Origin of the sequence: Yonghaparkia sp. Soil809 (assembly GCF_001429705.1) — a bacterium.
In the GTDB taxonomy this organism is placed as follows: Bacteria; Actinomycetota; Actinomycetes; order Actinomycetales; family Microbacteriaceae; genus Microcella.
Map to the genome: position 1 here is coordinate 474,978 of NZ_LMSV01000002.1, position 12,788 is coordinate 487,765.

Sequence of the window (12,788 nt, forward strand, 5' to 3'; positions counted from 1 at the left end):
AACGTCCTCCCTCACAAGTACTGTTGGCGACGTGGTCAACCAACAGCCTGAAAGAGAACAGCCATCGCCGCCCCCAGCGTTGACCCGATCAAAGAAGCGAGTGGCAGATCACGGGGAAGTCTTCACCCCTGACTGGATGGTCAACGACATGCTCGACCTGGTCAAGGCGGAGTCGGAGCGCATTGACTCACGAGTTCTTGAGCCGGCCTGTGGCTCAGGAAACTTCCTTGTGCCCGTACTCATGCGCAAATTGGCGACCGTCGGCGTCCGCTACGGCGCGAGCGAATTCGAGCGCAACCACTACGCGATGCTCGCGCTCATGTGCACGTACGGCATCGAGCTCTTGGCCGACAATGCGGCGGAGTGTCGGGAGAATCTGCTGAGCGTTTTCGCCCAATTTGTATGCAAGGGAGCGGGAGACGCTTGGTATCAAGCGGCAGCGAAGGTCGTTGCCACAAATATCGTCCAGGGCGACGCGCTCAGCATGACCAACGCAGCCGGCGAGCCGATCACGTTTCCGGAGTGGGGCTACCTAGGCAGGGGTAAGTTCCAGCGGCGCGACTTTCGCTACGACAGCTTGACCCAACGAGCATCCTTCGAGGGCACACTTTGGGCGCACTTAGAAGAGCACGAGATTTTTGCCCCAGTGAAGGAGTATCCCCCAATGAGTGTCGAGGAGTTGGCCGAATGAAGCCGGACAAAGAGTCGCCCCAGAAGGTCTTCTTCCAGCCGGCGAGGTTGGTCGTGCCGCTTTTCCAGCGCCCATACGTCTGGTCCCGTGAGCTCCAGTGGGAGCCACTCTGGCAGGACATTGAGCGACTCACGGAGTTGCTCGCGCGCGATTCCACCTCTACGCACTTCCTCGGAGCGTTTGTCGTACAGCAGCTTCCGACAGATCTCGGTCACATGCCGGCATGGAGCGTGATCGATGGCCAGCAGCGATTGACGACGCTTCAGGTACTTCTTGATGCACTGCACGCTGAACTGCTCTCGCGAGATGAGATATCCCTTGCAGGACAGGTCGAGCCGCTCATTCAGAACCCTCCTGCGTTTCATATAGGGGAACACGATCGCTACAAGGTGTGGCCGACCAACCACGATCGAGTCGGCTTCGTATCCATCATGTCGGCGGGCACTCCCGTCGATTACGCATCAGTCGTTCCTTCGCGTCTGGCAGAAGCGCACGAGTACTTCGCAAGTGCAATCCGATCCTGGCTCGACTCAAGCCCTAATCCGCGGGCAAGTGCGCACCTCTTGGTTACGGCGGTGACGTCGCAACTCGAATTGGTGAGCATCCGCCTGGATGCCAACGAGGACGCACAGGCGATCTTTGAGACGTTGAACGCCCGGGGCGTGCCTCTCAGCGCAGCGGATCTCATTAAGAACTACGTCTTCCAAAACTTCAAGGGCACAGACGCAGAAACCGAAAGCGCCTACTACAAGTACTGGGCAGAGCTTGAGACTCCGTGGTGGGTTGAACTCATAACATCGGGCCGAGTGACGCACCCACGCTCATCGTGGTTCTTGTGGCACTGGCTTCGCGGACGAAAGCTTGAAGATTTCCCGATTCGTGAACTATTCGGGCAGTTCAAGAGCTATGTCTCGTCTCGTGACCGTGACCTTCTTGAGCTCTTGCCCGAAATCAAGTCGGCGGCCGATCGCTACCGTGTAGTCATCGAGGGGGCGCAGAAACAGGATGGTCCGCTGTCGCGGGAGCAATGGTTCAGCTACCGTGTCGGCACCCTCGATTCCGAGGTGATCCGACCCCTACTCATTTGGCTTGATGAGGAGGCACAGGCGGACATTCCGGATGGCGACAGGCTATCGATCCTCAGATCCCTGGAGAGTTGGTTTGTCCGGCGGGCTATCGTCAAGGCGCCCTCACAAGGCGTGAACAAGTTCCTCATGGACCTTCTGGTTCGCCTGAGCAAGAAGCCACACGACGAGCTGGCGATCGAGACCGAGAATTACCTCGCGTCGAACAACACACCTGTTGGCTACTGGCCGGACGACGACGAAGTGACGTCCGCTCTCGAGGGAGCTCCTGCGTTCAACAAGTATCTTCGGGCTCGACTCCGCATGATTCTGGAAGCGTTGGAGGATTACCGACGCGGATACCCTGACTGGCGTGCGATGGGGATGGGGCCAGTACCTCGGCGGATCGGTACGATCGAGCACCTAATGCCGCGGAAGTGGCGCGTTAATTGGGAGACAACTTGGGCCGACGAGGAGATGGGCGCTAAGTCCGCAAGCCGGGATCGAGTAATTCACGAATTGGGAAATCTGACGCTTGTCACAAACAAGCTCAACTCCCGGGTTTCTCACAGTGCGTGGAAGAGCAAGGTGGCACATTTCAGAGAGGCCAACGACGTACTTATCACCAATGACGTTATCCAGAGCGCTCCAGAGGAGTGGAACGAGTCGCTCATCTCTAGTCGCACAAAGACGTTGACCGAAACCATCCTAAAGATCTGGCCCGTGCCCGAAGGTCACGTCAGTGCGCCTGGGGTTGACGACGAGCCAGCTCGCGTCGGGGCCGTTGACTTGGCCCTCCTAGTTTCCGAGGGCGCTATTGCGCAAGGGGCGGAACTCGTTGCGCGGCCAGCGGTGCTGAAGGGCGCACGCGCAGCAATTGGCCTGGATGGACGAATCTACGTCAACGGCCACGGCCATGACACCCCGTCTGCGGCTGGAGTTGCGGCCAACTCTGATGGTCTCTATAAGGGCGGGATTAATGGATGGCGATTCTGGAAGATCCGTGATTCTGGCAAGACATTGTGGGAGATCCGAAACGAATTTCGCTTGAGCCTCGGCGAAGAGACGGGAGGAGATGACGTGGGTGAAGACACCTTGTCCTCCGAACAGATCGAGGCTGAGCTTTCTGCCGCGGAGGAAATCGAAGACGGAGGTGAGGATTGAGCCAAGCCACATTCTCACTGCGAGGACGCAACCCCGACGTACTCACCTGTATTGCGAACCTGTCGAACGACGAGGTCTTCACGCCGCCGGAGTTTGCGAACCAGATGCTCGACACCCTCGAGGCTGCGTGGGCTGAGGCCAACGAAGGCGCGAACATTTGGGAAGACCAGAGTGTCACCTTCCTCGACCCGTTCACCAAGTCGGGCGTCTTCCTCCGTGAGATCACATCGCGCCTCGCCGAGGGGCTGGCATCAAGCATCCCTGACTTGCAAGAGCGCGTCGATCACATTCTCACGAAGCAGGTCTACGGGATCGCTGTCACCGAACTGACCGGCATGCTCGCCCGCCGCAGTCTGTACTGCTCGAAGTTCGCGAACGGCAAGCACTCCATAGCCAAGTCGTTCACGACGGAAGACGGGAACATTTGGTTCGAGCGCACCGAGCACACTTGGAAGGGCCGCGAGCGCGCTCTCCAGGTCGACACGATAACCGGTAACGAATTGAAGGTCGACGTTGCTGGCACGGGGCGTTGCGCATTTTGCGGCGCAAGCGAAGAAGGCTACGCCCGCGGCGACGAGCTTGAGACCTACGCCTACTCCTTTATCCACACCAGCGATATTAAGGCGCGTGTCGCGCAGCAGTTTGGGGTTGAAGTGCATTTTGACGTGATCATAGGGAATCCGCCTTACCAATTGGATGACGGTGGGCACGGCAACTCAGCGACGCCGATTTACCAGCACTTTGTCGAGAACGCGATGGCGCTGGATCCTAAGTTCGTCGTTATGGTGACTCCTTCTCGGTGGTTCGCGGGTGGTCGGGGATTGGACAAGTTCCGTTCTCGGATGCTCTCCTCACACCAGTTGAAGTACTTGGTCGATTTCCCGAAGCTCTACGACGGCTTCCCTGGCGTCAAGATTCGTGGCGGCATTTCGTACTTTCTGTGGGATCGTGACTATAAGGGCCCATGCTGGATTCAGACGATGTGGGATGGCAAGCCTCTAGGGGAGCCTGTCGCTCGTTCACTCGATGCGTACGATGTGCTGGTCCGACGGAACGAGGCCGTTTCCATTCTCGAGAAGGTGTCGTCTGTAGGTGAGCAGACCCTTGAACTGCGTGTCTCCCCTGGTAAACCGTTCGGTCTGCGTACTTTCTTCCATGGTCGGCCCTCGGCCACGGGCATCGAGGACCCTGTGCGTCTATACGGATCGCAGCGAATCAGCTATGTCGACCGCAGCGAGATTCCGCAGAACGCTGATTGGGTGGATGACTGGAAAGTGTTCATGACGGCTGTTCAAGGCACCAGTGCTGCGGTCGAGACGAAATTCTTGAGCAAACCCATAGTCGCCGAACCTGGCACGGCTTCCACAGAAACTTACCTCGTTGCCGGTCGTTTCAAATCGGAAGCAGAGGCACAGCGTTATAGCGCCTACCTTCGAACTCGTTTCGTTCGGTTCCTCGTTTCGCTACGCAAGTCGACACAGCACGCGAACCGCGACGTTTACTCTTTCGTCCCAGACCTGCCGCAATCTGAGCACTGGACCGATGCGAAGCTTTACGCGCGCTACGGCCTGACGAAGGACGAGATTGCGTTCCTTGAATCGCAGGTTGCGGCACATGACGAAGAATTAGTCGATGAGTAAATCACTCAACGAACTCATGCCGGAGCGGCCACAAGGGCAGCTCCGCATCTACGCCTATGCGATTCATGATGAGCAGCACGCAGGCTGGCTGAAAGTTGGGCAAACCACTCAGGAGGTCAAGGCTCGAGTCGGCCAACAGTTGAAGACTGCGGCTGTGACGAACTACACGATCGATGTCGATGAGTCGGCCATCCGTGATGATGGATCGTTCATTCGAGACCATGACGTGCGCGAACGATTGAAGGCAAAGGGCTTCGCCAATCCCACGCTTGAGTGGATGGAGTGCTCGGTTGCCGACGTGCTCACTGCGATCACCGAGCTGCGCACAGGCCAGTCGGTGAGCGGCACCCATCACGCGACATTCTCGATGCGGCCCGAGCAGAAGCGGGCGGTTGAGAAGACGCATGACTACTTTCATTCGATTTGGAAGGAGAACATGCACGCTGTGCCGCGCTTCTTGTGGAACGCAAAGATGCGTTTCGGCAAGACGTTCACGAGCTACCAGCTGGCGAAGTCGCTCGGAGCCAAGCGTGTACTCGTCGTGACCTTCAAGCCGGCAGTGGAAGACGCATGGGCCACCGACCTGCTCACTCACAGCGACTTCGACGCGTGGCAGTACGTCTCAAAGGCATCAGGCGTCAACCCGCTGACTGTCGAAAAAAAGAAGCCGCTCGTGTACTTCGGTTCGTTTCAGGACTTGCTCGGGCGCGACAGGGCGACGGGACTCATCAAGGCTAAGAACGAGTGGATTCACGAAATTGAGTGGGATCTCGTCATCTTCGACGAGTACCACTTCGGTGCGTGGCGTGACAGCGCCAAGGAGCTCTTCGAGGGGGAAGACGAGAAGGAGGCGAAGAAAGAGCTCGCCGGCGAATATGGCGAGGCGCTGGAGACCTTCGATGAAGAACTCGACGAGCTCGGCAGCGATGAGACCGATTTCTTGCCGATCACCACCCGCGCCTACCTCTACCTCTCGGGCACTCCGTTCAAAGCATTGGCAACAGGAGAGTTCATCGAAGAGCAGATCTTCAACTGGACCTACACCGACGAGCAAAGGGCCAAAGCCCAGTACTCGAAGAAGCACCCCGACAAGCTAAACCCCTACGGCGCCATGCCAGAGATGCGCCTACTCACGTACCAGATGCCCGACGAATTGGTAAAGGTAGCGAGCCAGGGCGAGTTCGACGAGTTCGACCTCAACGCTTTCTTCGCCGCGACCGGGGTAGGGGTGAACGCGAAGTTCACCCACAAAGACGACGTGCAAAAGTGGCTCGATATCATCCGCGGCCAGCACATTCCGACCCAAGTTGACGCCATGAAGGGCGGCACTCGACCACCATTCCCCTACTCCGACGCGCGACTGCTGCCGTATCTGCAGCACTCGTTTTGGTTCTTGCCGAACGTCGCTGCCTGTCACGCGATGCTGAACCTTCTCGGCGAGAGGCAAAACGTCCCGTACTGGGGCCAATACAACGTGCTCAATGTGGCGGGCCCGGGCGCCGGGATCGGGTTGGAGGCACTGCCGCCGGTGCGGAACGCAATCGGCAACGGGGTCGACACCAAGACAGTCACCCTGTCCTGCGGCAAGCTCACCACGGGCGTCACAGTGCCTCAGTGGGCATCGATCTTGATGCTTCGCAATCTCAAGTCACCCGAAACGTACTTTCAGTCAGCGTTTCGCGTGCAGTCGCCCTGGTCGATCAAGAACCCGAACGGCGAAGACCCGAACGAAGAGGAAGTGCTGAAGCCAGTCTGCTTCGTCTTCGACTTCGCCCCGACGCGCGCACTTCAGCAGCTCTCGGAGTATGCAATCGGATTGTCGCCTGACGAGCCGAACCCCGAGCATGCCGTGGAGGAACTTGTGTCGTTTCTGCCCGTGCTCGCCTACGACGGTGCGAACATGACCCAGGTCGACGCGGGTGCCATTCTCGATATCGCGATGGCTGGAACATCTGCAACTCTGCTCGCGCGAAAGTGGGAGTCGGCGATCCTCGTCAACGTCGACAACGAAACCCTCAAGCGCATCATGGCGAGTGATAAGGCGATGGAAGCCGTCATGAACATCGAAGGGTTCCGGGCGCTGGGCGCGAGTGTCTTCGAGACCGTGGTTAACAAGAGCGAGTCGGTCAAGAACACAAAGAAGGAGAAGGGCGAGAGCCTCACACCGAAAGAGAAGAAGCAGCTCTCCGACGAGGAGAAGGAATACAAGTCGAAGCGCAAGCAGATTCAAGAGAAGCTGATCAAGTTCGCGACGCGGATTCCGGCGTTCATGTACTTGACCGACTATCGCGAGAACACGCTTAAGGATGTCATCACCAAACTTGAGCCAGGGCTATTCAAGGCTGTCACTGGACTGACGGTCGCCGACTTTGAGCATCTGGTGTCGCTTGGCGTGTTCAACTCGACGCACATGAACCAGGCTGTATTCGCCTTCCGTCGCTACGAAGATGCATCGCTGTCATACACCGGGATCCCGTCGCACGACGGGCTCCGACGTATCGGGTTGTACGACACCGTGGTTGCGCTACACGGCACCTAGCAAATGCCCAGGCATTGGACTTGAAGGTCTATCCTTTCTGCACCCGCGGCGGTTCGGCGAGGCGATCGACGAGATCGACAAGGCAATCGTGCGGTTGCAGAAGGTCAAGGATGCTCTGCTGCGTTCGGGGGAGAACTTGCGTCTTGCGAACAGCAAGGCTCAAGACGTGAACATCAAGAAGCTGACGCGGGGGAACTCGACCATGGCGGCGAAGTTTGCGGAGTTGGCAGAGGGGCAGACCGAGCCGGACGGGTGATGCGCGGCCGGCTCGATCTGGTTCCCGTCAGCGCGGGGCCTTGAGTCCCTGCGGCAATGACTTGCTGTGCACCACGGTGAGGTAGCGGTTCGCCCGGGTCAGTGCGGTGTAGAGCACGCCCTGACGCCCGACGTTCTCAGGGAAGTCCGCAGGTTCGATCACGACGACGCCGTCGAACTCGAGGCCCCGCGCGCGCTCGGGGACCAGGATTCGCAGCTCGCGTGAATCGTCTGTCCACGTAGTGCTGCCTGCGCTAACCGTCTTCCATCCCCGCTTGCTGAGAGCCGCTGTGACGCCGAGCTGCTGCGGGGTGATGATCGCCACCGTCCCCCGATCAACCCGTTCGACGAGGGCGAGCGCTGCCGCGATGCCCGAATCAATGACGGTCTGGCCATTTGAGACCTTGGTCACGGTCGGAACCTCGCCGTCCTGCTGCAGCGAGTAGAGCGAGCGGTCTCCACGGGAGAGCAGCTGGTTCGCGAACGAGATGATCTGCCCCGTCGATCGGTAGCCGCGCTCCAGTAAACGCACTGGCGCTCGCCCCTCCCCGTCCTCGATGGCGAGGATGTCGGTGACTCCATCCCACGAGCTGAAGGTGTGGTCGGTGCGGCGCTGGTTCAGATCTCCGAGGATCGTCCACCCGCCTCGGTTGCCCAGCCAGGCGAGAGCCTTCCACTCGATGGGCGTGATGTCCTGCGCCTCGTCGACGATGACGTGACCAGGGTTCGGGCGTCGGGTGGTTCGGGCGCCGATGTAGGCCAGCAGCCCCCGATGGCGTCGAAGACGCTGACGCCGGATCTCCTCGTAGCTCTTCGGCAGTCCTCGGAGATGCTCGGCCCATTCCTTCTCCAGCACCCCGTTCGGGGGATCGTTCAGGAAGTTGATGAGCTCGTAGTACACGTCTGCCGCGTTCGCCTGTTCGCCGTCTCCGACATTGCTCTTCGCGAGCTTGTACGCGTGATCGACGAGGTCAGCGAGCCCGAGGTCGACATCGGTGTAGCGGATCGACTCGGTAGGCTCGCTCGAGTCGTTCAGACCAGCTAGCTCATCGAGCAGCGTGGGGAGGGCTTTCACCTCGTAACGGTCGGGATCGTCGATCAGCCGACGCAGCGTGCCGGCGATGTGCTCGACATACTCCACGGTGGGGCCAATCACGAGAACAGTGCCCTTGGCGCGGGTCTCCTTGGGCGATTCCGGGTTGAGGAGGTACGCGGCGCGGTGCGCCGCGATCACTGTCTTGCCTGTGCCGGGATGACCTTGGAGGATCTGCGACTCCATGGCATCGCGCACAATCGCGTCGTACTGGTCTGTCTGCAGCGTCGAGAGCATGGCGGACATCGCCCCCGTTTTGGGCGCCGCGAGCTGACGGCGTAGCAGCTCTGGGGCACGAAGGGCGGGGCCGGGTAGCTTCACCGCGGGAGTCGATGTCTTCTGCGCAACCGCGGTCGTGGCGCTCGGCAGGTCACTGTCGGGTGCCGGCTCGTGCTCGGGGGCTCCCGGGACGATCGCGGGCTTCTCCGCCCGAACGACGGGGCGGCGCGGGGCTCGCGGGATCTCGACCTCGAGAGGGGGGAAGAGCGCTGCCACGTCCTCCGTGACCTCGATTTCGTCCTGGAAGTCGCTCAGCTCGCCCTTCGCGTGTGCGAAGACACGCACGGCGGCGACCTGGTCGCACCATTCGTGGGGCTCGCGGGCTCCTCGGCGGACGCGGGAACCGCGGTAGTAAGTAGATGCGACGGGGGCGGCCCAGCTGAAGACCTCGAACCCGTCGCCGCCGAGCCTCGCCGTGCCGATGTAGAAGTCGCGCTTGCCGTCGAGGATCTCCTCGGGCTGTTCGAGCGCGACGCGGCCGACGATCTCGCCGTTCCGGGCCCTTTCCTCGTGTGGCATGTCGAGGAAGGTGTTCCTGATGACTTCGCGAATGGCCTGCGGAGCGGCGATTGCCTTGCGCTCGAGCTCCGCCCGGTATCTCTGCTCGATCGCCTTCTCATCGGCGATCACCTTGGGATCCGTCGTGGTCATCGTCCCGTCACCTCCAGCGTGCACACGGCCAGGTATTTGAGTCCGACAGCCGGGGGCTGGCGTGCATCCAGCTCGGCAATCAGTCGCTCGTATCGCTCCTGCTGTCGACGGCGCTGGCCCTCCACCATTCGGACGACGTTCGCGCCGCGCGCTCGGTCGAGCATGGTCTGCATGCGCCGCGCGATTCCACGGAGCCGCCGCGCATGCTGCTCGGCGAGCACGGTGCGGCGGGCCTCAGTAAGCGCACCTTCCTCGAGGTCGCGCTGATCCTGCACCGTTCGGTGACGCTGCTCAAGCTCACGACGAGCCCGAGCTGCGAGTCGCGGTAACCCATTCACGTTGAATGCGGGACCGTCACGCAGGTCGCCGCGGGCGAGGGCCGCCAGTAGTGCGTCGGCGGGGGCCTCTCCGATCGCGCGACCCTCCAGGTCGACGGCCGAGCCCCAGATCTCGTCTCCGCCCCTGCGGGCGTTCTCGGCGTGTGAGAGTACGACGAGGTAACGACCCGGCGCGACCTCCGGCGTAGCCGGGATGCGCACGGAAGCGAATCGCGCGTGACGGTGGCCCGGCACCTCGGCTGCCGCCATGACCAGAGGGTGGGTTGCCGAAAGCAGTTCGAGATCGGATGTCCGTGAGAATTCGGCATCGATCGACAGCGTGATCGGCATGTTCGATTGCAGGGCCGAGACGAGCGTGCTCACCTCGGCGCGGCCGCGGACGCCCCGCTTGGAGAGGTCGATCAGCCGCGACGCCATAGCCGCGTTGCCCTTGATGTCGATGCTCTTCCCGTCGTCGGACAGCGTGATGCGCTCGCCTCCGTCAGTCTGCGCCCAGTCGTCGATGAGGTGCGCCAGCTCGGTCTGCCCCAGGTAGCGACCTGTGGCGATGAGCTCCTCCTCGAGTCCCGCGATCTCGACATCGTTCGCAATGATGAGGCCAGCTGAAGATTCGACCACCTCGCGGAGCCCCGCGCGCTGCGCCTCGATCGCGGTGAGGAACTGGTTCGCCTTCTCCTCCTGCTGCGCAGGGGTAAGTCGGAAGTCCATCGCTGAGCGCAGGAGGTCGAAGTGCTCGCCGATGATCGGCTCGAGCTCTCCAATTGAGCGCTGGAAGATGTCGATGCGGTGGAGGACCTTGTAGAGGATCCGGGAGTCGATCGCTTCATCGTTGTAGAAGTTACGGATCAGGATCTTCTCCGACTGCTGTCCAATGCGATCGATGCGGCCGATGCGCTGCTCGATCTCCATCGGGTTCCAGGGCAGGTCGTAGTTGATCACCGCGCTGCAGAACTCGAAGTCGAGACCCTCGGAGGCGACACGGTTCGCGAACACGAAGTCGTACTGGCCCGCGCGGAAGTCCTTCATGATTCTTCGACGGCGTTCGCGCTTGACGTCACCGTTCATGACTGCGATCGAGAACTCATCTCTGAAGTGCTCCTCCAGGTACCGGAGGGTGGCTTTCGACCAGGTGAACAGCAGAGCCTGACGCCCTTCGCCTTTGAGCTCGAGGAGCACTTCCCGCAATCGGGCAAGCTTCGTGTCGGGAACAGCGAGCACCCGGCGAGCGGTCTCGACCAGCTCGGGGTGCGGATCGACCCATGCGGACGGCCGATCGCCCGGCACGTCGCCCTCGAGCAGCTCCGGCTCGTCGTGGCGCAGCACGTCGCGCGCGGCGAGATGCACGCTTGTGCTTGCCAGGCGGATCGGCATCTGCATCGAGAAGTACATCGGCGTGCGAGCTAGGTCGGCGCGACGAGCGCACCATTGCAGGTACTCCCGATAGAAGGCCGACTCCGCGGGCGACCAGCGGATCTCGATACCCGGCTCGGCGTCGCGCATCGCCTTCTTCTCGTCGACCTCGGCGCGCCGGGTGCGGGTGACTGTGGTGGAGAGCGCGTTGAGCTCACCAATCACTTGGCGGGCGCGCGCGATGTCCTTCGGCGCCAGCGGAGCCCGAGCAAGGATCGTCTCGAGCTCCCCGTACTCGGGGCGCATGGTGATGACCTTCTCGAAAGCGAGGCCCCGAAGGCCCTTGAGAGCGGTCGCGAACTGCTGCGCTGTCGCATCGCGATCCGGGAGCATCCGGCCAACATCGTTGAGCACGGCATTCGGCTGGAGGCGGAGCTCGAGGTCTTCGATGGTGTCGTAGTCGGCCGGCTCCAGCAGGCCGAGGAGGTGGAGCAGGTCGGTCTCGCGCAGGTTGATCGGCGTCGCGGTCAGGAAGACCATGTTCGTTCCGATCGTCCATTCCGACAGGTGCTGGCCGAGCTGATAGCTCTTGGTGTCGCTGTTGCGCATGGCGTGCGCCTCGTCGACGATCACGAGATCGAACTCGGGAGGGTTGTCCTCGAGCTCCTCGAGTGCCTTCCAGATCCGTAGAGTCTCGATCGAGACGACATAGGCTTTGCGCTTAGGCAGGCGACCCTCACGGTGCTGTTCGAGCATGCGCTGCAGCTCGTGCTGGTCGAGCAGGGTCAGCTCGAATCCGAAGCGCTCCGACATCTCGTCGCGCCACTTATCAATCAGGCCGGACGGGCAGACGACAAGCACGCGGTCGGCGTCGTGACGCGCCTCGAGCTCGGTCCAGATCAGGCCCGCTTCGATCGTCTTGCCGAGGCCGACCTCGTCGGCGATGAGGATCCGCGCCTGACCGTTCTGCAGCAGCTTCAGCACTGGCTTGAACTGGTAGGGCCTGAAAACGGTGCGGGTCGCGCGAAACGAGTAGATCGTGTCGGCGAACCTGCCGCGGAGCTTCGTGCGAGTGAGGGTCGCCCCGAATCGCGCAACGGACTCCCGCGCGCCCTGCACCCATTCGTCGGGGAGGTCGAGGGCGGCGATCGGCTCGAGTCGATTTTCGACGTACATATTGATGCCGCTGTTGCCTCGGACTCGATATGCCCACTGCCCCCCGTCATAGGAGCGGTCGCGGATCTCAACATCGTGGCCGGTACCCGAGGTGATTGCACGGTCGTCCACGGCGAAGCGCGGCGCTGGAACGGGAGTACCCGATTCCCAGAGGTGCTCAGCCCAACCGTAGGCGTCCAACAGCTGGTGCTCGAGGTCGTCCTCGAGCACCTCAGAGACGAACTCCATCGAGGTCGCGGTCGGGCCGGCCCCGACCTGCATCATCAGCGACCCTTCGATCCCTTCGAATGTGTAGATGCCCGCTGGGAGACCGGGAACGTTCTCCTTGCTGGTGCGCACCTCGCCGACGAGCCCGACAAGCTCGGAGACAGGCTCGTCGATCACGATCGCTCGCGCGAAGGTTGCCCCGCGCAGCGCCACCTCGAGGTCATCCGGAAGAGGGTGAAGGCGGAACGTCAGCACGTCGCGGTGCCCGTTCGGGCGCAGGCAAGGGTCGACAGAGAGCGGTTCATGGGCATCCTCCGGCCGGGCTTTCCTCGATAACGAGT

At 61.4% G+C, this 12,788-nt stretch carries 7 protein-coding genes; 5 read left to right on the forward strand and 2 right to left on the reverse strand.

All coding sequences use genetic code 11. The features are described 5' to 3' along the window. The first annotated feature begins 31 nt into the window (after positions 1–31). The 5 genes from ASG83_RS09790 to ASG83_RS12715 are packed head-to-tail and all read left to right on the forward strand — an operon-like array spanning position 32 to position 7,354. On the forward strand, positions 32–691 hold the full coding sequence (locus tag ASG83_RS09790) for an N-6 DNA methylase (RefSeq protein WP_235460169.1): 660 nt from the start codon (positions 32–34) through the stop codon (positions 689–691). Then, positions 688–2,919 carry a DUF262 domain-containing protein gene (locus ASG83_RS09795; RefSeq protein ID WP_055860607.1) on the forward strand — a complete coding sequence of 744 codons (2,232 nt, stop codon included), beginning with the start codon at positions 688–690 and terminating at the stop codon, positions 2,917–2,919. The genes ASG83_RS09790 and ASG83_RS09795 overlap by 4 nt, the downstream gene beginning before the upstream one ends. Next, the gene (locus ASG83_RS09800; protein WP_055860611.1) at positions 2,916–4,559 is read left to right on the forward strand and encodes an Eco57I restriction-modification methylase domain-containing protein; all 1,644 of its coding nucleotides are present in this window, start codon (positions 2,916–2,918) and stop codon (positions 4,557–4,559) included. Before ASG83_RS09795 ends, ASG83_RS09800 begins: the two co-directional genes overlap by 4 nt. Next, entirely contained in the window at positions 4,552–7,098 is a 2,547-nt protein-coding gene (locus ASG83_RS09805) for a DEAD/DEAH box helicase family protein (RefSeq protein WP_055860614.1), read from the forward strand. Before ASG83_RS09800 ends, ASG83_RS09805 begins: the two co-directional genes overlap by 8 nt. Then, positions 7,079–7,354 (forward strand): DUF2130 domain-containing protein, encoded by a 276-nt coding sequence (locus ASG83_RS12715; protein ID WP_235460171.1) that lies wholly within the window; start codon positions 7,079–7,081, stop codon positions 7,352–7,354. The genes ASG83_RS09805 and ASG83_RS12715 overlap by 20 nt, the downstream gene beginning before the upstream one ends. A 27-nt stretch (positions 7,355–7,381) precedes the next feature. On the opposite strand, the gene ASG83_RS09810 is transcribed toward ASG83_RS12715, so the two are convergent. Next, complete coding sequence (locus ASG83_RS09810) at positions 7,382–9,376, reverse strand: AAA family ATPase (RefSeq protein WP_156711088.1); 1,995 nt, start codon at positions 9,374–9,376, stop codon at positions 7,382–7,384. Further along, complete coding sequence (locus ASG83_RS09815) at positions 9,373–12,702, reverse strand: DEAD/DEAH box helicase (protein ID WP_055860620.1); 3,330 nt, start codon at positions 12,700–12,702, stop codon at positions 9,373–9,375. The genes ASG83_RS09810 and ASG83_RS09815 overlap by 4 nt, the downstream gene beginning before the upstream one ends. Positions 12,703–12,788 lie beyond the last annotated feature (86 nt).

Bases quoted from the DNA above. Each gene is read 5' to 3' on its own strand.
- ASG83_RS09810 (WP_156711088.1), bottom strand. From the start codon at position 9,376: ATGACCACGACGGATCCCAAGGTGATCGCCGATGAGAAGGCGATCGAG.
- ASG83_RS09805 (WP_055860614.1), top strand. From the start codon at position 4,552: ATGAGTAAATCACTCAACGAACTCATGCCGGAGCGGCCACAAGGGCAG.
- ASG83_RS09795 (WP_055860607.1), top strand. From the start codon at position 688: ATGAAGCCGGACAAAGAGTCGCCCCAGAAGGTCTTCTTCCAGCCGGCG.